Below are 20,067 nucleotides of genomic sequence, written 5' to 3'. Positions count from 1 at the left end.
GGGCGGGTCGTGGCGAGCACGACCAGGCGGTCTTCGTGGACTTCGATCGCATAGGCCTCGGCCGCGTAATGTGCGGCCACGCCCGGCTGATGCATCCACTGTCCGTCAGTGAACTTCATGATGAATCAATCTTCCTTGTTGTCTCCGGTCGGCCGGTATTGCATTTGGTCAGACCGAAGTTGAGCATACAACACGCCCGGTCTTACCAAACAAATGGACAAACAAGACGCAAGGCGAAACAACCGGCAGACGGTTCGTCGGCCCGCATGCAGTGCAGATTGCACGAACACAGCGCGTTGGCTCCGCCTCCCACCAGGTACCGCATCGTTCCATGCCCGCAATGTATAGGGTTAACCCTTGTTGATATGGTGAAAACCCTAAGATGCGATCCGTCAACAACGAAGAAAGGGAAACAAATGGAACTGCTGATCGTGACTTTGGTGCTGGCGACGCTGGCGATCGTGGGTCAACTGGGCGACGCCGTGAGTGGCCAGTACAACAGCAAGCGCGACTGAAGTCGCACTGAAACGGGCATGTGAACCGCGTGCCGCAACCGCTCAAGGGCTGCTTCTGCAGCCCTTTTGCTTTTCGGCGCCTATCCACCAATATGAAATCCATATAGCCGCTGGCAAAGATTCGATATTTCAGAACTAGCAGCCCCTCCTAAGCTTTCGGCCGTTCCTGCACCAGTCATGGCCCCATGAGAATCACCAAGCTGACGACCTACCGCCTCGCCCCGCGGTGGATGTTCCTGAAAATCGACACCGATGCCGGCATCAGCGGCTGGGGCGAGCCCGTCATCGAAGGCAAGGCGCGCAGCGTCGAAGCTGCCGTGCATGAGTTCGAGCCCTATCTGATCGGGCAAGACGCCTCCCGCATCAACGACCTCTGGCAGGTCATGTATCGCGGTGGTTTCTACCGCGGTGGCGCCATCCTGATGAGCGCCATCGCCGGCATCGACCAGGCGCTGTGGGACATCAAAGGCAAGGCCCTGGGCGCACCGGTGCACCAGTTGCTCGGCGGCTTGGTGCGCGACAAGATGAAGGTGTATTCCTGGGTCGGCGGTGACCGGCCGGCCGATGTCATCCGCGACATCAAGCGGCTGCGCGAAGGGGGCTTCGACACCTTCAAGATGAACGGCTCCGAGGAGATGGGCCTCATCGACAGCGCCCGCAAGGTCGACGAAGCCGTGGCCCGCATCGCCGAGATCCGCGAAGCCTTTGGCCACGACATCGAGTTCGGCATCGACTTCCACGGCCGCATCGGCGCACCGATGGCCAAGGTCATGCTGAAAGCGCTGGAACCCTACCGGCCGCTGTTCGTCGAAGAGCCCGTGCTGGCCGAGCAGGACGAAACCTACGCCCGCCTGGCTGAGCACACCGCCATCCCGTTGGCGGCCGGCGAGCGCATGTATTCGCGTTTCGAGTTCAAGCGCGTCTTCCAGGCCGGTGGCCTGTCGATCGTGCAGCCGGATCTTTCTCACGCCGGCGGTATCACCGAGTGCCACAAGATCGCTGCGATGGCCGAAGCCTACGACGTGGCCTTCGCGCCGCATTGCCCGCTGGGGCCCATCGCGCTGGCCGCCTGCCTGCATGTCGACTTCGTCTCGCACAACGCCGTGCTGCAGGAGCAGAGCATGGGCATCCACTACAACCAGGGCGGCGAGCTGCTCGACTACGTGCTGAACAAGGAAGACTTCCACATCGAGAACGGCTACATGAAGCCGTTGACCAAACCGGGTCTCGGCGTGGTGGTGGACGAAGAGAAGGTCATCGAGGCCAGCAAGACGGCGCCCGACTGGCGCAACCCGCTGTGGCGCCACGCGGACGGGAGCGTCGCCGAATGGTGATGGATGGCGGCCGCCTCATCGCGCTCGACTGGGGCAGCACGCGGCTGCGTGCCTTCCTGCTGGGCGCCGACGGTGCCGTGCTGGCGACGCGCCAATCCGAGCAGGGCGCCTCGACGCTGGCCGGCGCAGATGCTTTTGCCCAGGCGCTGGCCGCCGTGACCGATGGCTGGCCCGGGCTGCCGATGCTCGCCTGCGGCATGGTCGGCAGCCAGCATGGCTGGCGCGAAGCGCCCTATGCGCCCTGCCCGGCCGACGCCGCCGCGCTGGCTCGCCAGGCATTGCAGGTCGATGCCAGGTTCTGGATCGTGCCCGGCCTGATGCATGACGGCGCCCAACCGGATGTCATGCGTGGCGAAGAGACCCAGATTGTTGGCGCCTTCGCCTTGCATCCCGAGCTGGCCGAACAGGCCTGCCTGGTGCTGCCAGGCACGCACTCGAAGTGGGCGCGCGTTGAGGCTGGCCAGGTGACGGGTTTTGCGACCCACATGACCGGCGAGCTCTACGCGCTGCTACGCCAGCATTCCGTGCTCGCCCGCTTGATGCCAGCGGACGGCAGTTCGGCGCCCTCCTCCCAGGCGTTCCTGGCTGGCGTCGATGCAGCGCGCGAGGACGAGGCCCTGAGCCACCAGCTTTTTGCCGTGCGCACGTTGGGCCTCTTCAAGCGCTTGCCCGCGGAGCAGTTGCCCGACTACCTCTCCGGCCTGCTGATCGGCCACGAGATCGCCAACGAACTGAAGGCCGCCACGCCCGAGCGTCTGGCCCTCATCGGCGACCCGGCGTTGTGCGCACGATATGCGCTCGCCCTCGGCCGTTTCGGCATGGACGAGCCGCTGCAACTCGACAACACCGCGCCCGCCGGCCTCTGGCGGCTGGCGCAAACCATGGGGCTTTGACATGCTCGACCAGGCACTGCAACAACTCCCCCTCGTCGCCATCCTGCGCGGCGTCAAGCCTGACGAAGTCGAGGCCATCGCCGACACCCTCTACGCCGAAGGCTTCCGCGTCATCGAGGTGCCCCTGAACTCGCCCCAGGCGCTGGACTCGATCGCCCGCCTCGCACGCCGCATGCCCAACGACGCGCTGATCGGCGCCGGCACAGTGCTCAGCGCCGACGCGGTGCGTGATGTGCAGATCGCCGGTGGCCGCCTCATCGTCATGCCGCATGCCGACGTCGCCGTCATCCGCGTGGCCAAGGCGCGTGGCCTGGCCTGCATTCCCGGCGCGGCCACGCCGACTGAAGCCTTTGCGGCCCTGCAGGCCGGCGCCGACGCGCTCAAGCTCTTCCCGGCCGAGCTGGTCACGCCGCCGGTGCTCAAGGCCATGCGTGCCGTGTTGCCGCGCGAGCTGAGCCTGCTGCCGGTGGGCGGCATCACACCCGAGACGATGGCCCCGTACAGGCAAGCGGGCGCCGCCGGCTTCGGGCTGGGCTCGGCGCTCTACAGCCCAGGCCTGACGGCATCCGACGTGGCACCGCGGGCAAGAGCTTTCGTGCAGGCCTGGCGCGCGCTCTGACACGCGACAAAAAAAGATAACGACACCGGAGACTCCATGAACCGCACGCTCACGCTGTGCGCAGGCTTGGTGCTGCTCGCTCTTGGCCAGGCCAGCGCCGACACGCTGCTCAAGCTCGATGCCCGCGCCGCCGCTCCGGCGCCGACAACCGGCCACCTGCAGCTCGGCACCGCACGCTCGCCTCAGGGCCAGACGCTGGACGTCAACAGCCAGTACCTGCTGCGCGACGGCAAGCCTTGGCTGCCGGTCATGGGCGAGTACCACTACAGCCGCGCACCCGCCTCGCAATGGGATACCCAGCTGCGGCTGATGAAGGCCGCCGGCATCGACATCGTTGCGAGCTATGTGTTCTGGAACCACCACCAGGAGCAGCCCGGCGCCTTCAACTGGAAGGGCACCCACGACCTGCGCCGCTTCGTGCAACTGGCCCAGGCCGCCGGCTTGCAGGTCGTCGTCCGGCTGGGCCCCTGGGCGCACGGCGAGGCCCGCTACGGCGGCATTCCCGACTGGGTCGTCGACAAGATGCCCACGCGCGGCAACGACCCCGAGTACATGGGCCATGTCGAGCGCCTGTACGCCGAGATCGGCGTGCAGCTCAAGGGCCTGCTGTGGAAGGACGGCGGTCCGGTCGTCGGCGTGCAGCTGGAGAACGAATACAACGTCCGCGGCCCTGGCAAGGGCGAGGACCACATCAGCGCACTAAGGAAGCTCGCGCTGAAGGCCGGCATGGATGTGCCGCTCTACACCGTCACAGGCTGGGACGGCACCGTCTACCCGTCCGGCGAGGTCACCCCCGTCTTCGGTGGCTACCCGGATGAGCCCTGGGCCACCAGCACTCGGGAGCTGCCGCCCAAGGAGACGCACGCCTTCCGCTTCAGCACCCGCGTCAGCGGCGATCTCGGCGCGCAGACCCAATCACACGCCCCTGGCACTGCCGAGACCGACAAGGACAAGGTGCCCTTCCTCGGCGCCGAATACGGCCCCGGCCTGCCAGCGATGTACCGCCGCCGCACGCTGGTGTCGCCCGACGACATTGCGGCCATGCTGCCCGTGCAGCTGGGCTCGGGCGTCAACCTGTTCGGCTACTACATGTTCCACGGCGGCCGCAACCCGGTTGGCGTGGGCGGCACCGGCCTGGAGGAAAGCACGCTCAGCGGCGGCTACAACGACACGCCACGCATCAGCTATGACTTCCAGGCGCCGCTGGGGCCTGACGGTCAGCAGCGCCCGGTACTGACCAAGCTGCGTCCCTTCCACTATTTCCTGCGCGAACACGGCGCCGCGCTGGCGACGATGACGGTACGCCAGCCCGAGCGCTCGCCGACCAACCCGGCCGACCTGCAGACGCCGCGCTGGTCCGTGCGAAGCAAGGGCGACGCCGGCTTCCTGTTCTTCAACAACCATGTGCGCCAGTACGCCATGCCGGCGCAGGTCGGCGTGCGCTTCGAGCTGCAGCTGCCGGGTGGCACGGTGACGCTGCCGAGCACGCCGGTCGACATTCCCAATGGCGCCTATTTCATCTGGCCCATCAACCTCGAGCTCGACGGCGTGATGCTGCGCCACGCGACGGCCCAGCCGGTCACGCGCCTCGACGCGGGCGCCCAGGGCATCGTCCATGTGTTCGCAACGACGGCCGGCGTCCCCGCAGAGTTCGCGCTGCCCGACGGCATCAGGACGCTGAAGCCGGACGCGAACCAGCTGCAGCGCATCGGCAGCCGCGACGGCCGCGCCGTCAGCGTGCTGCTGCTGGCGCCGGAACAGGTGGAGCAGTTGAACGTGCTGGAGATTGCCGGGCAGCGCCGGCTCGTTTTCAGCGAGCAGCAGGCCTGGGTGGCGGACGGCAAGCTGCAACTGCGCGGCATCGGCCCGCAGCCGCTTCGCGCCGCCGTCTTCCCTGCCCTGCCCGGGCCGCGTGCGGTCGGCCTGAAGGTCGGTCAGAACGGCCTGCTGCAACGCCTGGAGCTGGCGGGCGACAACGCCCAGCCGACGCTGCAGATCAGCCCCACCCGCCCGGCCCGGGCCGTGCCACCCGTGTTGAAGGGTGGCCTGGCCAAGGCGGCCGTGCAGCCTATTCCCGAGGCATTTGCCGCGGCGGCGACCTGGTCACTGAAGCTGCCCCAGCCGCTGGCGCCGAACGCGGAAGACGTGCTGCTGGAACTGGACTTCGTCGGCGACATCGGCCGCGTCTTCGCCGGCAGCCGGATGCTGGACGACTGGTACTACAACGGCCAGCGCTGGCAGATCGGCCTGCGCCAGTTCGCGCTGCAGCCGGGTGCCGAATTGCAGCTCAGCGTGCTGCCGCTGCGCGGCGATGCGCCGGTCTACATCGACGCGGCCCATCGGCCCGCCTTCGCCGCCGGCCAGACGCAGGTCGCCGAATTGCGCGGCGCCCGGCTGCTGACGGTCAGGCGTGCAGCGATCGCGCCCTGAGCGATCGATATTCCGAATCTGGATAGTTAAGCCCGGACATTCGATTTGTGCCGAATGGAACCGCTCCGTAACCTGGACTTCTGATGACATTGAACGGCGACCTTGAACTGACCTTGCCACAGGGCGCCCTTCTTGGTGAGGGCCTGCTCTGGCATGGCGGCCGCTGGTGGTGGACGGACATCGAGGCGGCGACCCTGTTTGCCTGGCAGCCGGGCGCGGCGGGACCACTGTCATGTCGCCTACCGGATCGCCTGGGCAGCTTCGCCCATTGCCGCTCGGGCCGCGTGTTGCTGGGCCTGGCCAAGCGCCTGGCTCTCGCGACGCTGGGCGACAACCTGGATCTTGGCCAGCTGCAGACCGCTGCCCCGGTCGACGCCGCCGAGCCGCGCACGCGCATCAACGACGGGCGCACCGACCGGCGCGGCAACTTCGTCTTCGGCACGATGAACGAGGCCCAGGAGCGCCGGCCCAAGTCCACGATCGCCAGCTTCTACCAATACTCCATGGCCCACGGCCTGCGCCGCCTGGCCTTGCCGGCGGTGGCGATTGCCAACAGCGTCTGCTTCAGCCTGGACGGCCGCACGATGTACTTCTGCGACACGCTCTCCCAGCGCATCCAGCAGTGCGATTACGACGCCGACACGGCCCAGGTCGACAACGTCCGCCTGTTCACGGCGATGGACCAGGACGACGCCTGGCCCGATGGCTCGGTCGTCGATGCCGAGGGCTGCCTGTGGAACGCCCAATGGGGCGCTGGCCGTGTAGCACGCTACGACCCCGAGGGCCGGCTGATGGGCGTGTTGCGCGCCCCGGCCGCTCACACCAGTTGCCCCGCCATCGGCGGTGAAGGCATGGACCAGCTGATGCTCACCACCGCCCGCACGGAGCTGAGCCGCGACGCTCTCGCCGCCCAGCCGCTGTCCGGCAGCCTGTTCGGCTTGCGCCTGCCCACGGCGCTGGGTGTGCCTGACGCCCTGTTTGAAGACTGACGGAAGACTAGGAGACAACAATGAAGATGCAACGACGCGCCGCACTGGCCCTGGCCCTGCTTGCCACCCCCTTCGCGCTGCAAGCGGCCGAACCGGTCAAGATCGGCTTCCTCGTCAAGCAGGCCGAAGAGCCCTGGTTCCAGGACGAATGGCGCTATGCCGAGCAGGCCGCCAAGGACAAGGGCTTCACCCTCGTGAAGATCGGCATCCCCAACGGCGAAAAGATGATGGCCGCCATTGACAACCTGGCGGCACAGAAGGCCGTCGGCTTCGTCATCTGCGCGCCTGATGTGAAGCTCGGCGCGGCCGTCAACCGCGCCGCCAAGCGCCACAACCTCAAGGTCATGTCGGTGGACGACCAACTCGTCGACGGCGCCGGCAAGCCCATCGCCGACATCCCCCACATGGGTATCTCGGGCTACGAGATCGGCAAGCAGGTCGGCCAGGGGCTGCTGGCCGAGATGAAGGCACGCGGCTGGAAGCTCGACGAGGTGGGCGTGCTGCGCGTGGCCTTCGACCAGTTGCCCACGGCGCGGGATCGCACCATGGGCGCGGTGGATGCGCTGAAGGCTGCCGGCGTGCCGGTCGCCAATGTGGTCGACGCGCCCCAGGCCAAGACCGACACGGAGAGCGCCTTCAACGCCGCCAACATCGCCTTCACGAAGAACGCCAAGTTCAAGAAGTGGGTGGCCTTCGGCCTGAACGACGAAGCGGCCTTGGGCGCCGTGCGCGCCGCGGAAGGCCGTGGCATCAAGCAGGACGCGATGCTGGCCATCGGCATCGGCGGCAGCCAGACGGCGCTCAACGAGTTCACCAAACCGACGCCGACCGCCTTCTACGGCACGGTGCTGATCAGCCCGAAGCGCCATGGCTACGAGACCGCCGTGGCGGTGTATGAATGGGCCACAGCGGGCAAGGCGCCGCCGCCCGTCACGCTGACCAGCGGCACGCTGATGACGCGCCAGAACCAGGCCGAACTGCGCAAGCAAATGGGCCTCTGAAATGTCTTCCTTGCAGTTCGACAACATCAGCAAGCACTTCCCCGGCGTCAAGGCGCTGAACGGGGTGAGCTTCGAGGCGAGGGCTGGCCAGGTGATGGGCCTGCTCGGCGAGAACGGCGCGGGAAAAAGCACGCTGCTGAAGATCCTCGGCGGGCAGTACAAGCCCGATGGTGGCCGGCTGCTGATCGATGATCAGGAGCGCCACTTCACTTCGGCTGGCGACGCCATCGCCGCCGGCGTGGCCATCATCCACCAGGAGCTGCAGTACGTGGCCGAGTTGACGGTGGCCGAGAACGTGCTGCTCGGCCGCCTGCCGACACGCCTAGGCCTCGTCGACCACAAGGCCGCGCGCCGGCTGGTGGCCGAACAACTGGCAGCCATCGGCGTGGACCTGGACCCCGCCTCGCGCCTGTCGGAGCTGTCCATCGCCCAGCGCCAGATGGTCGAGATCTGCAAAGCCGTCATGCAGGACGCCAAGGTCATCGCCTTCGACGAGCCCACCAGCAGCCTGTCGCACCGCGAGACCGGAATCCTGTTCCGGCTGGTGAAACGGCTGCGCGCCGAAGGGCGCACGCTGATCTACATCTCGCACCGCCTCGAAGAACTGTACGAGCTATGCGACGCCTGCACCATCTTCCGTGATGGCCGCAAGATCGTCACGCACGAGGTCATGGCCGAGGTGCCGCGTGAGCGCCTGATCGCCGACATGGTCGGCCGCGAGCTGCAGGATATCTACGACTACCGCAGCCGCCAGCAGGGCCCGATGCGGCTTGAAGCGCGCGGCCTGCAAAGCGACCGCCTGCCCACGCCACTGAGCTTTGCCGTGAGAGCCGGCGAGGTGTTGGGCTTCTTCGGCCTGGTCGGCGCCGGCCGCAGCGAGCTGATGCGCCTGCTCTACGGTGCCGACGCGCGCCGCGGCGGCGAGGTGCTGCTCGACGGCCAGCCGGTGCGGGCCCACAGCCCGGCGGACGCCATCGCCGCAGGCATCGTCCTCTGCCCCGAGGACCGCAAGGAACAGGGCATCCTGGCGCACAGCTCGGTCGCCGAGAACATCAACATCAGCTGCCGCCGCCACGGCCTGGCGGGTGGTGTCTTCCTGCGCCACGGCCAGGAAGCGCAGCGCGCTGACGACTTCATCAAAAAGCTGCGCATCAAGACACCGAGCCGTGAGCAGGAGATCCGCCTGCTGTCCGGCGGCAACCAACAGAAGGTCATCCTCGCGCGCTGGCTGGCCGAACCAGGGCTGAAGGTGCTCATCCTCGACGAGCCGACCCGCGGCATCGATGTGGGTGCCAAGAACGAGATCTACAAGATCATCCACGACGTGGCGGCCTCGGGCTGCTGCGTCATCGTCATCTCCAGCGAGCTGCCCGAAGTGCTGGGCATCACCGACCGCCTCATCGTCATGCGCGACGGCCGCATCAGCGGCGAACTGGACCGCGCCAACGCCAGCGAGACCGCCGCACTTGCCCTGGCCTTGCCTGACGGAGCGCCCACCGCACCACTGCATTGATCATGAACACGACCACTCTCASGCCCCGCCCTGCCATGTCCTCGACGTCCCGCGCCCTGCTCAAGGAACACAGCATGACGCTGGGCTACGGCCTGCTCTTCGTCGTGCTGGCCTTCACCGTCGAGAACTTCTTCTCCAGCGCCAACATCGTCGGCCTGCTGCTGTCGGTCGCCCAGATCGGCATGGTGGCCTGCACCATGATGCTGTGCCTGGCCTCGCGAGACTTCGACCTCTCGGTGGGCTCAACCATCGCCTTCGCCGGCGTGCTCGGCGCCATGGTGCTGGAGCGCACCGGCAGCGTCGGYCTGGCCATCGGCGGCGGGCTGCTGGCCGGCGCGCTGATCGGCGCGGGCAATGGCGTGCTGATCGCCTATCTGCGCGTCAACGCGTTGATCGCCACGCTGGCCACCATGCTGATGGTGCGGGGCCTGGCCTTCATCGCGTCCAAGGGCCAGGCCGTGGGCATCGCCGACGAAGGCTTCATCAGCTTCGGCGACACGAGCCTCCTGAGCCTGCCGCTGCCGATCTGGAYGACGGGCTTCAGCTTCCTCATCTTCGGCGTGCTGCTCAATCACACGGTGTTCGGCCGCAACACGCTGGCCATCGGCGGCAACCCCGAGGCGGCACGCCTGGCGGGTGTGCGCGTGGAACGGCTGCGCGTGTGGATCTTCCTGCTGCAGGGCGTCGTCACGGCGTTGGCGGGCCTGATCCTGTCGGCCCGCATCACCAGCGGCCAGCCCAACGCGGCCACGGGCTTCGAACTGGACGTCATCTCGGCCTGCGTGCTGGGCGGCGTGTCACTGCAGGGCGGCAAGGCGCGCATCTTCGGCGTCGTCATCGGCGTGCTCATCATGGGCACAGTCGAGAATGTCATGAACCTGCTCAACGTCGACGCGTTCTATCAATACCTCGTGCGTGGCCTCATCCTGCTGGCCGCCGTCCTTCTCGACCAACTGAAGACCCGAGGCGAACGCCGTGGCTGACATGGCGCCCCTCGCCCAAGGATTACCTTGGTCGGTCCCCCGCCGGGACGGCGATGCTTGCGGCATTGAGCCGCAAGCACATCGCCAGCGCGGGCCGGCTAGGGAGCGGCCCGTCGCTCGGCCCGCAAATACGACGAACCGTGGGACGTTCGCCACGATGGAAAGCTGAGATGAGTTCACGTCTGCAAGGCAAGGTCGCGCTGGTGACCGGTTCCACCCAGGGCATCGGCAAGGCCATCGCCCGGCTCTTTGTCGCCGAGGGCGCCAGAGTCATCCTCAACGGGCTGGCAGCCGACGAGGCGCTGGGCGCGGCGTTGGTGCAGGAGCTGGGCGATGACAACGCCATGTTCATCGCCACCGACATCGCCGATGAAGCCGCCGTGCGCGCGATGGCTGCGCGCGGCGTCGAGCGCTTCGGCACGATCAACGTGCTCATCAACAACGCCGGCATGGACGTCTTCGCCGAGCCGCTGGCGATGACGACGGCGCAGTGGCAACGCTGCTTCGCCGTCGACCTCGACGGCGCGATGCACTGCAGCCGTGCCGTGCTGCCCGGCATGCTGGAGAGCGGCGGCGGCAGCATCGTCAACGTCGCCTCGGTGCACGGCCACCGCATCATCCCCAACGCCTTCCCCTATCCCGTCGCCAAGCACGCACTGATCGGCATGACCAAGGCGCTAGGCATCCAATACGCCGCGCACAACATCCGCGTCAACTCCATTTCGCCGGGGCTGATCCTGTCCGAGCGTGTCGTCGAGTGGCTGGCCAACTCACCCGAGGACGCCAAACGGCAGGTCGAGCTGCTGCCGCCCAAGCGCATCGGCGAGCCCATCGAGGTTGCCTACACTGCGCTCTTCCTCGCCAGCGACGAAGCCCGCTTCATCAACGCAACCGACATCCTCATCGATGGGGGCCGGTCGCAGCTCTATCACGAATGACTGACCCGCGCTCGGATCGCTTTGTCCGCTCCCACCTGAAGACCCGCCAGCTCGTGCTGCTGGTGGAACTCGGTCGGCACGGCTCGATCCTGCATGCCGCCCAGGCCGCCAACCTGACGCAGCCGGCGGCATCCAAGCTGCTGGCCGATCTCGAGCACGCTCTGGGCGTCAAGCTCTTCGAGCGCCTGCCGCGCGGTGTGGCGCCAACCTGGTACGGTGAGGTCATGATCCGGCGCGCCGGCGCGGCCCTGGCCGAGCTGGACGCCGGCCATCAGGAGCTCATGGAACTGCTGTCGGGCCTGTCGGGCCGCGTGGCGGTCGGTTCCGTGCTGACGCCCTCGACGACGCTGCTGCCGGCCGCCATCACGCAGCTCAAGGCGCGCCAGCCGCGGGTGCATGTCGCCATCTCGGTGGACACCAGCAAGCTGCTCATCCAGCACCTGCAGAACGGTGAGCTCGACCTCGTCATCGGCCGGGTGCTGGACAGCGAGTCGGCCGCCCAGCTCAGCTTCGAACCGCTCACCGACGAGCCGCATTGCCTGGTCGTGCGCGCCGGCCACCCGCTGTCCGACCGTCGCGACCTCAGCCTGCCCGAGCTGGCCCGCCAGAGCTGGATCCTGCCGCCCGGCGGCAGCATCCTGCGCGACCGCCTGACCGCCCTGTTCCTGTCCGCCGGCCTGGACCAGCCCCAGCAGACCGTCGAGACCCTGTCCCTGCCCGTCATCACCAGCCTGCTCGGCCAGTCCGACATGTTGTCGGCCCTGCCCGAAGAGCTGGTCAAGCCCTATCTGGAGGCGGGTTTGTTGGCTGTGCTCAACTTCGACCTCGGCCTGCGCATGGACGCGTATGGCATCGTCACCCGCCGCGGCCATCAGCTGTCGCCGGGGGCGGAGCTGATGCTGAACTGCCTGCGCGAGGAAGCCGCGCGGCGCGGCCTGCACACCTGACGCGGCAGCGGCTATCCTGCCCAGTCGGACACTCAGGAAGCCCAGCACCGTGACCTTCTCCTGCGACGTCGCCATCATCGGCGCCGGCACTGCCGGCATGGCTGCCTACCGCGCCGCGCGCGCCCACACCGACCGGGTGCTGCTGATCGAGGCCGCCCACTACGGCACCACCTGCGCGCGTGTCGGCTGCATGCCCAGCAAGCTGCTGATCGCTGCGGCCGAAGCAGCCCAGGCCGTGCGCGAGGCGCATCGCTTCGGCGTGCAGGCCGAGGCGCCGCGCATTGACGGCCGGGCCGTCATGCAGCGGGTGCGGGACGAGCGCGATCGTTTCGTCGGTTTCGTGCTCGAGACGGTGCATGGCTGGCCGGAATCCACGCGGCTTTTCGGCCGGGCGCGCTTCCTCGCCCAAGGCGTGCTGGACGTCGATGGCCAGCGCGTCGAGGCCCGAACCATCGTCATCGCAACCGGCTCCCGGCCCTTCGTGCCGGCGGGCTGGCGCGAACGCCTGGGAGCCAGGCTGATCGTCAATGACGATGTCTTCGACTGGGTCGACCTGCCGAAGTCGATCGCTGTCGTCGGCGCCGGCGTCATCGGCCTGGAACTGGCCCTGGCCCTGCACAAGCTCGGTGTGCGCGTGCGCCTGTTCGCTCGCGGCGATCGCGTCGGGCCGTTGACCGATCCCGAATTGCAGCCGCTGGCCCAGAAGCTGTTTGCCGAAGACCTGCCACTGACGTTGAGCGCCGCGCTGGACCCGACGCCGGACGGCGACCAGGTGCTCGTCGGTGGCGAGCGCTTCGATGCCCTGCTCTGCACTGCAGGCCGCCAGGCCAATCTCGACGGCCTGGGGCTGGAGACCCTGAACCTGCCACGCGATGCCCAAGGCCACCCGCTGATCGACCGCCACACCAGCCAGTGGGGCGGCATGCCGGTCTTCATCGCCGGCGACGTCACCAACGATCGGCCGTTATTGCATGAAGCGTCGGACGCCGGCCGCATCGCCGGCGACAACGCAGCACGCTGGCCCGATGTGCACAGTCGCCCGCGCCGAGCACCGCTGGCGATCGTCTTCAGCGAGCCTCAGATTGCCATCGCGGGGGCGAGTCACTCGGAGCTGGTCGCCACGGGCCGCGACTTTGACGTCGGCCGCGTCAGCTTTGCCGACCAGGGCCGCAGCCGCGTCATGCTCGTCAACCGCGGCGGCCTGCATGTCTATGCGGAGCGCGGCACGGGCCGGTTGCTGGGCGCCGAGATGATCGGCCCTGCCGCGGAGCACCTTGGCCACCTGCTGGCCTGGAGCGTGCAGCGCGGCGACACGGTGCAGCAGATGCTGGACTGCCCCTTCTATCACCCGGTCGTGGAGGAAGGCCTGCGCACGGCGCTGCGCCAGCTGCACAGCGATCTCCACCTGCCTGCGCCGCCCATCGAGAACTGCATGGACTGCGATACCGAGGCCGAGGTCGGCGGCTGACGACGCTAGGATCACAGGATGAAGAAGTTCGCTACCTGGAACGTCAATTCCCTCGCCGTCCGCCTGCCGCAGGTGCTGGACTGGCTGGCTGCCCACCCCGTCGATGCGCTGGTGCTGCAAGAGACCAAGCTCACCGATGACAAATTCCCGACCATGGAGATCGGCGAGGCCGGCTACCAAGTGCAGTGGTTCGGCCAGAAAACCTACAACGGCGTCGCGCTGATCAGCCGTGAACGCGCGGATGACGTCGTCAAGAACATCACCGGCTTTGCCGACGAGCAGGCCCGGGTCATCGCCGGCACCGTGGGCGGTGTGCGCGTCATCGGCGGCTACTTCCCGAACGGCCAGGCGCCCGACAGCGACAAGTTCACCTACAAGATGAACTGGCTGACCGGCCTGCGCGGCTGGTTGATCGAAGAAATGAAGCAGCACCCCGAGCTGGTGCTGATGGGCGACTTCAACATCGCGCCCGAGGACCGCGACGTCTACGACCCCGTCGCATGGGCTGGCCAGATCCACTGCACGCCGCAGGAGCGCGAGCACTTCCAGCAGCTCATAGCCCTGGGGCTGACCGACGCCTTCCGGCTTTTCGAGCAGCCTCCCAAGAGCTGGAGCTGGTGGGACTACCGCAACATGGCCTTCCGCAAGAACCAGGGCCTGCGCATCGACCACATTCTCGTCAGCGAGGCTTTGAAGCCCCGCGTGACGGCCTGCGAGATCGACAAGCTGCCGCGCAAGAACGAGCGGCCGAGCGACCATGCGCCGGTCATCGTCACCCTCGACGACTGACCTCGGATAGCGCGCCGGCGACGCGGGCTACCTCTTCGCGAGGACCCAGGCCACCAGCGCATTGGCGTGTCCGTGGCCCATCTCGTGCTCGGCCTTCAACAGGTTGACCAGCTCCATGTGCTTCAACGGCCCGGCCCGGGTGATGACCTGTTCCCAGTGCGCGATGGGCTGGCCGTATTTCTTCTCGATGGAGGGGAAATAGGAGGCGGGGCCCTTGACCTTGTTGTCTTGCGTTGCCATATCGATACCCTTCAAGTTTGACTGACGCCCGGCGATCGGCCGGCATCTGCTGCATGACGAATCGGAGCAGCGAGTTTCGACAAACCGCGAATCGCAAACCGGTCATTTCAAAGGCGAGTGACATGCACAACAGGCATCTGGCAGGCAAGGTGGCCCTGGTGGCCGGCGCCACGCGCGGCGCAGGCCGTGGCATCGCGGTGGCCCTGGGCGAGGCCGGTGCGACGGTCTATTGCACCGGGCGCAGCACGCAGGCGGCCCGCTCGGAGATGGATCGACCCGAAACCATCGAGGAGACGGCAGCTCTCGTCGATGCTGCGGGCGGCCGTGGCATCGCGGTAAAGGTCGATCATCTGGTGGCCGACGAAGTGCGCGATCTGGTCGCTCGCATCGAACGTGAACAGGGGGCACTGCACGTTCTGGTCAACGACATCTTCGGCGCGAGCAAGATCGAATGGGGCAAGACCGTCTGGGAGTCTGATCTCGAATTCGGCATGCACAGCCTGCGCCTGGCCATCGACACTCATGCCATCACCAGCCACTTCGCGATCCCGCTGCTGCTCAGGGCGCCGGGCGGCCTGGTGGTGGAGATCAATGACGGCACCGAGGAATACAACGGCACGCGCTACCGCAATTCCTTCTTCTACGACCTTGCCAAGGCGGCCGTGCTGCGCATGGGCTTTGCACTGGGCCATGAGCTGAAGTCGCACGGTGCCACGGGTTTGTCGCTGACGCCGGGCTGGCTGCGCTCCGAGGCCATGCTGGAGGCCTTTGGCGTGCGCGAGGACAACTGGCGCGACGCCATCGACCGCGTGCCGGGCTTCGCGATTGCCGAAAGCCCGGCCTTCGTCGGGCGGGCCGTCGTGGCGCTCGCGACCGACCCCGACGTCGCGCGCTGGAACGGCCAGTCGCTGTCCAGCGGCCAGCTGGCCCGCATCTACGGCTTCACCGACCTGGACGGCAGCCAGCCTGACGCCTGGCGCCACATGCTCGACAGCGAGGCGGGCGACGTCGACGTGGCGGCCTATCGTTAGATCGCGTCCAGATTTGCCTGGAAGCGTTCGAAGAAGCGCCCGATGTGCACGCCGTCGCACAGTGCATGGTGCACATCGACGGCGACCGGCATCAGCAGCCGGCCGTTCGTCTCGGTGAAGCGGCCGAAGGCCACCTTGGGCCGGTCGTCGCCTTGACCGCGCGCATGGGTGAACGCAGTGAACCCCAGCCAGGGCAGCGCGGTCATGTGGACCAGCGTTTCCTCGCGCACGTCGCCGGGCTCATCGGCGGCGAAAAGGTCGCCACTGGCATGGCGCACGCGCTCGATGCCGGGCTTGGCGCGGGCGGCAAAGCTGGCGAGCGAAGGTTCGCGTGGCAGCGTCAGGAAGCCAAAACTTCCGTCGTCGCGCAGCACCGTCGTGCTGGCATGGATGACGCCGAACTCGCGCACGCYCCGGCCGCCGTCGGTCAGGGTCTGGCGCATCGCATCGACGCCATTGGCGGCCTCCAGCGCGGCGTGGTGGTAGGCCAGCCAGGGCGTGGCGCCGTGAGCAGCGGCGCGCTCGCGCAGGCCGGTCACGTCGACCGGCGCGGTGATGCTGAAGGCCGGCTGGGCCATGGTGCGGAAGTGCGCCAGCGCGGCGCGGCGCGGCCAGGCGTCGAGAGGGATGTCGCGGTCTTGCATATGGACCGCATGCTCGCACGAAGGCACATGCGTGAACGTGGACAAAAAAGGAGCCCGGTCTGCCGAAGCAGGCGGGCTCGAAGGAGTTGAAGGGTGGTTGCGCGTCAGCCGCTCAGCTCGCCGCCTTGCATCGGCCGCACGCCGAAGTCATAGAGGGCCCGCTGGAGTTCCTCGGCTCGATCTTCGCCAAGGTCGGCAAAGAGGCGGCTGTTGGGCGTGCTGCGGATCTGGCCGATCTGGTTGTAGCCCAGCGTCTTGGCGCATGCCAGGGTGCGCGACGTCAGTGGCAGGCAATCGAGCGGCGCCTGATCGGCGAGGCTCAAAAGCCGGGCATAGGTTTCGGGGGAAATGGACACGGTGCCTGTGCTGCGGCAAGGGTGGGGGGCCGGGGCCGTATGCAGCGGCATCAGGAATGCGAGAGATGCGGAGCTCGTTGGCTGGAGCTGGTCATCTGCGCAATCTATCGCCGCATGCATTGGGCAAGAACCCGTCGATCAGGTCAGCCTCCAAGCTTGGGCAGACCGAGAAGTTCGCAGATCAGGTCGATGACTTTCATGGGGGGCTCCTGCAGGGTGGGGGCTAGATGTCGCCTGCCCGCACTTTCCCTGTTTTAACCCCCCTAGAAACCTAGCAAGTCTGCTAGGTTGAAACCGCATTACAGAATGCCGGCCGCCACGCACTTGAGCACTGCCTGGTGCTTGGACGTCACGCCCAGCTTGCGCATCACATTGCCAAGATGGAAGTTCACCGTCTTCTCGCTCATGCCCAGGATGACGCTGACCTCCCAGGCCGTCTTGCCCTGGGCCGTCCAGCTCAGCACGTCCAGCTCGCGCCGGGTCAGCTTGGGCAGATCACCCTTGTTGAGCTTCGCGCCCAGCAGCCGGTCCGCCGCCGTCAGCGCATGCGCAGCCAGCAGCTGCAGGCCCGCAACCATCTGCATCAGCTGCATGCCCGGCTCGGGCAGCGCCTCGTCGCGATCCACGCCGAGCAGGAAGTGCTTGTCACCCGGCAGGTGCAGCTTGACGGCGATTCCCGTCTTGTAGCCGTAGGGTGCCTGCGCTTCCCAGATGTCCCCGGCGTCCGCCGCTACATACGTTTTCTGATCGTAGACGACTGGCACGGCATGGCTCATGAGCTTGGCCATGACGGGATCCCGACGGGCCTCGCCCAGGTCCTTCGCCACCGCGAGATACCCCTCGGGCGTGTTCCCCAGCGACGTGATCTGCACATCGGCGTCCTGCAGGCGCCCACGCATCAGCACGCCGGAGATGATCGGGAAGCCCAGCGCATCCGCCGTCGCGACAAGACGGCGCTCGAAGCTTTCGAAGTCGTCACTCAGGCCGACGTCGATCAGCTGCTGGTAGTTCATTTCGGGCTTACCCATACCTGCCAAGTCTGCCAGCTTGTTCCCCACTGGCCCTGACCAGAGACTGCCCTCCCGTTCGAATCACACGACACAGAGGAGCCGTCCATGCCAACCCTGATCCAGTTGCCCGAAGGCAGCGTCTGCTGGCCGGTGGCCGCGCTGTCCAGCGCCGCCCAGGATGTCCGCCACGCCCGGACCCAGGTGCACCGCGTGCGCCGCGACGAGCACCGCGTCAGCGGCTCGACGCGTTGGGAGCGCTGCTATGCCGACGCCTGCGCCTGGGTGGAATGGGACTGGGTCGAGATCAACGAGGGCACCGTCGCGCAGGCCGATCCGCTCAATGTGCGCTCCAACGTGCTGCTGCTGGACGCCCGCGGCCGCCCGCTGCTGTCGTCGCGTCGCCGCGCGACGTTGGCGACGCTGGTGTATCTGCTGCCCTGGCAGGGCCCAGTGCTGGACAAGCTGAGGATGGACGAACCTTCGCGCCGCAAGGCCGTTGCGGAGCAGCGCCTGGCCGCTTGAACACTGGTGACAGCGCGGGGCACCGGCTTTGCGCAGAATCGAGGGCTTCATCGTTTGAAGCCGCCGCCATGAGTTCTCCCTCCCCCGAAGCCGTCCTTTCCCAATGGCAAGCTGACGAGGCCGCGCTACGCACGCGGCAGCAGGGTGAAACCGGCCTGGCTTCGCGGGCCATGCTGGCTGGCAAGACCGGGCTGCAACAGATGCAGGCCATGCTGGATGGCCTGGCACCCCGGCCACCGATCAGCGAGACGCTGGACTTCCTGCTGATCTCGGTGGAGGACGGAATCGCCGTCTTCCAGGGGCGACCACAGTTCAAGCACTACAACCCGCTCGGCAGCGTGCACGGCGGCTGGTTCGCGACGCTGCTCGATTCCGCCCTGGGCTGCGCGGTGCACACGACCTTGCCGGTGGGCCGCGGCTACACGACGCTGGAGTTCAAGATCAACCTCGTGCGCGCGCTGAGCGACAAGGTGCCCTTCGTACGCGCCATCGGCAAGGTGGTGCACCGCGGCCGCCAGGTGACGACGTCGGAGGCGACGCTGGTCGGCCACGACGGCAAGCTCTACGCCCACGCCAGCACCACCTGCCTGTTGTTCGACCTGCCGAGCTAGACGCGCTCGAGCTTTTGGTGCGGCAGCGGCGGCAGCCGTACCGTGATCGCATCGCCCGGCTTCACGGCACCGCCGGCCAGCACGATGCTCATGATGCCAGCCTTGCGCACGACCTCGCCGTCGGCATCGCGGTCGACGACGGCCTTCAAGAGGCCAGCCTCGAAGTTCTCGATCTGCGGGCAGGGGTTGCGCAGGCCGGTCACCCGCAGCACGACCTCGGTGCCGATGCGCAGCTCGGTGCCGCGCGGCAGCGCGAGCAGGTCGATGCCGCGGGTCGTGAGGTTCTCGCCCATCTGGCCGGGCTGAACGCCGAACCCGCGGGCGGCGAGTTCGTCGAAGAGCTCGCCCTGGATCAGATGGACCTGGCGCAGATTGGGCTGGGTCGGGTCCACGGCCACGCGCGAGCGGTGCTTGACCGTCACGCCGCAATGGGCGTCGCCTTCGACGCCCTGCCCTGCGATGAGGCGCAGCTCGCCTCTCGCGAACTTGGAGAAGCTGTGCGTTGCGCTGGACCAGACGGCCGCAACGGTCGCAACGACCGCCAGCGTCATGCGCGCAGTGCCGCGGCCTCGGAGGCCAGCTTGGTGATGCGCGCCCAGTCCTTGGCGTCGACCGCGTCCTGCGGCGTCAGCCAGGAGCCGCCGCAGACCTTGACGTTCGGCAGCTTCAGGAACTGCGGCGCCGTCTCCAGCGAGATGCCACCGGTCGGGCAGAAAGCCACGTCCGGGAAGGGGCCGGCCAGCGACTTCAGCAGGTTGACGCCGCCGACGGCAACGGCCGGGAAAAGCTTCAGGAAGCCAAAGCCGGCGGCATTGGCCTGCATGACCTCGGAGGCCGTCGACACGCCGGGCAGCAGCGGCAGGCCCTGGGCCTGGCAGGCGGCGGCCAGTGCGTCGGTGTAGCCGGGGCTGACGCCGAACTGGCAGCCGGCATTCTTGGCGTTCGTCACGTCGGCCGGGCTGCGCAGCGTGCCGGCGCCGACGATGGCGCCCGGCACCCTGGCCATGGCTTCCATGGCTTGCAGGGCGACGGGGGTGCGCAGCGTCACTTCGAGCACGCGCACGCCGCCAGCAACCAGCGCTTCGGCCAGCGGCACGGCGTCTTCCAGGCGCTGGATGACGATGACGGGGATGACGGGGCCGTGGCTGGCCAGGCTCAGGGTGTCGATCATTTCAATTCTCCATAAGACCGGGGTATTCGGGCCGAGCGCTGGGCCGCTCCCGAGCCGGCCCGC

General features: G+C 67.5%; 21 protein-coding genes. 15 read left to right on the top strand and 6 right to left on the bottom strand.

Annotated features, from left to right (window positions below; all coding sequences use genetic code 11):
- Positions 1-700 precede the first annotated feature (700 nt).
- The 12 genes from dgoD (at position 701) to xth (ending at position 14,419) form a co-directional block, all read left to right on the top strand.
- Entirely contained in the window at positions 701-1,849 is a 1,149-nt protein-coding gene (gene dgoD, locus ACXJKJ_RS24430; RefSeq protein ID WP_056202424.1) for a galactonate dehydratase, read from the top strand.
- Positions 1,843-2,742 (top strand): 2-dehydro-3-deoxygalactonokinase, encoded by a 900-nt coding sequence (locus ACXJKJ_RS24425; RefSeq protein ID WP_457352649.1) that lies wholly within the window; start codon positions 1,843-1,845, stop codon positions 2,740-2,742. The genes dgoD and ACXJKJ_RS24425 overlap by 7 nt, the downstream gene beginning before the upstream one ends.
- Before the next feature lies 1 nt (position 2,743).
- Entirely contained in the window at positions 2,744-3,361 is a 618-nt protein-coding gene (locus ACXJKJ_RS24420) for a 2-dehydro-3-deoxy-6-phosphogalactonate aldolase (protein WP_056202418.1), read from the top strand.
- 36 nt (positions 3,362-3,397) lie between these two features.
- Positions 3,398-5,791 (top strand): beta-galactosidase, encoded by a 2,394-nt coding sequence (locus tag ACXJKJ_RS24415; RefSeq protein ID WP_457352651.1) that lies wholly within the window; start codon positions 3,398-3,400, stop codon positions 5,789-5,791.
- Positions 5,792-5,874: 83 nt separating this feature from the next.
- Positions 5,875-6,780 carry an SMP-30/gluconolactonase/LRE family protein gene (locus ACXJKJ_RS24410; RefSeq protein WP_457352653.1) on the top strand — a complete coding sequence of 302 codons (906 nt, stop codon included), beginning with the start codon at positions 5,875-5,877 and terminating at the stop codon, positions 6,778-6,780.
- A gap of 26 nt (positions 6,781-6,806) precedes the next feature.
- On the top strand, positions 6,807-7,781 hold the full coding sequence (locus ACXJKJ_RS24405) for an arabinose ABC transporter substrate-binding protein (RefSeq protein WP_457324440.1): 975 nt from the start codon (positions 6,807-6,809) through the stop codon (positions 7,779-7,781).
- Position 7,782: 1 nt separating this feature from the next.
- Positions 7,783-9,294, top strand: a complete 1,512-nt coding sequence (araG, locus tag ACXJKJ_RS24400; protein WP_457324438.1) for an L-arabinose ABC transporter ATP-binding protein AraG — start codon at positions 7,783-7,785, stop codon at positions 9,292-9,294.
- Between the two features lie 2 nt (positions 9,295-9,296).
- On the top strand, positions 9,297-10,277 hold the full coding sequence (gene araH / locus ACXJKJ_RS24395; RefSeq protein ID WP_457393215.1) for an L-arabinose ABC transporter permease AraH: 981 nt from the start codon (positions 9,297-9,299) through the stop codon (positions 10,275-10,277).
- Between the two features lie 170 nt (positions 10,278-10,447).
- The gene (locus tag ACXJKJ_RS24390; RefSeq protein ID WP_457324439.1) at positions 10,448-11,215 is read left to right on the top strand and encodes an SDR family oxidoreductase; all 768 of its coding nucleotides are present in this window, start codon (positions 10,448-10,450) and stop codon (positions 11,213-11,215) included.
- Complete coding sequence (locus tag ACXJKJ_RS24385) at positions 11,212-12,162, top strand: LysR family transcriptional regulator (RefSeq protein WP_056202403.1); 951 nt, start codon at positions 11,212-11,214, stop codon at positions 12,160-12,162. Before ACXJKJ_RS24390 ends, ACXJKJ_RS24385 begins: the two co-directional genes overlap by 4 nt.
- A gap of 49 nt (positions 12,163-12,211) precedes the next feature.
- Positions 12,212-13,630 (top strand): dihydrolipoyl dehydrogenase, encoded by a 1,419-nt coding sequence (locus ACXJKJ_RS24380; protein WP_235532064.1) that lies wholly within the window; start codon positions 12,212-12,214, stop codon positions 13,628-13,630.
- 18 nt (positions 13,631-13,648) lie between these two features.
- The gene (xth, locus tag ACXJKJ_RS24375; protein WP_056202400.1) at positions 13,649-14,419 is read left to right on the top strand and encodes an exodeoxyribonuclease III; all 771 of its coding nucleotides are present in this window, start codon (positions 13,649-13,651) and stop codon (positions 14,417-14,419) included.
- Positions 14,420-14,446: 27 nt separating this feature from the next.
- On the opposite strand, the gene ACXJKJ_RS24370 is transcribed toward xth, so the two are convergent.
- On the bottom strand, positions 14,447-14,659 hold the full coding sequence (locus ACXJKJ_RS24370; RefSeq protein WP_056202397.1) for a DUF4287 domain-containing protein: 213 nt from the start codon (positions 14,657-14,659) through the stop codon (positions 14,447-14,449).
- Positions 14,660-14,781: 122 nt separating this feature from the next.
- Here ACXJKJ_RS24370 and ACXJKJ_RS24365 point away from each other — a divergent pair, with 122 nt between their 5' ends.
- The gene (locus tag ACXJKJ_RS24365; protein WP_457393210.1) at positions 14,782-15,690 is read left to right on the top strand and encodes an SDR family oxidoreductase; all 909 of its coding nucleotides are present in this window, start codon (positions 14,782-14,784) and stop codon (positions 15,688-15,690) included.
- On the opposite strand, the gene ACXJKJ_RS24360 is transcribed toward ACXJKJ_RS24365, so the two are convergent.
- The 3 genes from ACXJKJ_RS24360 to ACXJKJ_RS24350 all read right to left on the bottom strand — a co-directional run bounded on the left by ACXJKJ_RS24360 (position 15,687) and on the right by ACXJKJ_RS24350 (position 17,718).
- Positions 15,687-16,334 carry a CatA-like O-acetyltransferase gene (locus tag ACXJKJ_RS24360; protein ID WP_457393208.1) on the bottom strand — a complete coding sequence of 216 codons (648 nt, stop codon included), beginning with the start codon at positions 16,332-16,334 and terminating at the stop codon, positions 15,687-15,689. The two genes, ACXJKJ_RS24365 and ACXJKJ_RS24360, sit on opposite strands and share 4 nt — an antisense overlap.
- Positions 16,335-16,438: 104 nt before the next feature.
- The gene (locus ACXJKJ_RS24355; protein WP_157281978.1) at positions 16,439-16,690 is read right to left on the bottom strand and encodes a hypothetical protein; all 252 of its coding nucleotides are present in this window, start codon (positions 16,688-16,690) and stop codon (positions 16,439-16,441) included.
- A gap of 299 nt (positions 16,691-16,989) precedes the next feature.
- Entirely contained in the window at positions 16,990-17,718 is a 729-nt protein-coding gene (locus ACXJKJ_RS24350) for a helix-turn-helix transcriptional regulator (protein WP_082532931.1), read from the bottom strand.
- Positions 17,719-17,805: 87 nt separating this feature from the next.
- Between ACXJKJ_RS24350 and ACXJKJ_RS24345 the strand changes: the two genes are divergently transcribed.
- Together ACXJKJ_RS24345 and ACXJKJ_RS24340 are read left to right on the top strand one after the other, a co-directional pair.
- Positions 17,806-18,222, top strand: coding sequence for a DUF4902 domain-containing protein (locus tag ACXJKJ_RS24345; protein ID WP_056202384.1), 417 nt, complete (start codon positions 17,806-17,808; stop codon positions 18,220-18,222).
- A gap of 68 nt (positions 18,223-18,290) precedes the next feature.
- Positions 18,291-18,833, top strand: a complete 543-nt coding sequence (locus tag ACXJKJ_RS24340) for a PaaI family thioesterase (protein WP_056202381.1) — start codon at positions 18,291-18,293, stop codon at positions 18,831-18,833.
- Here the strand turns inward: ACXJKJ_RS24340 and ACXJKJ_RS24335 are convergent.
- Positions 18,830-19,384 carry an MOSC domain-containing protein gene (locus ACXJKJ_RS24335; RefSeq protein ID WP_457393205.1) on the bottom strand — a complete coding sequence of 185 codons (555 nt, stop codon included), beginning with the start codon at positions 19,382-19,384 and terminating at the stop codon, positions 18,830-18,832. The two genes, ACXJKJ_RS24340 and ACXJKJ_RS24335, sit on opposite strands and share 4 nt — an antisense overlap.
- A complete protein-coding gene (gene eda, locus ACXJKJ_RS24330) occupies positions 19,381-20,004 on the bottom strand; it encodes a bifunctional 4-hydroxy-2-oxoglutarate aldolase/2-dehydro-3-deoxy-phosphogluconate aldolase (RefSeq protein WP_200955318.1) in 624 nt (207 codons plus the stop codon). The genes ACXJKJ_RS24335 and eda overlap by 4 nt, the downstream gene beginning before the upstream one ends.
- Positions 20,005-20,067: the final 63 nt, after the last annotated feature.

The sequence above is a fragment of the Roseateles sp. P5_E1 genome (assembly GCF_054049335.1).
This window is presented reverse-complemented; position numbering and strand designations above follow the sequence as displayed.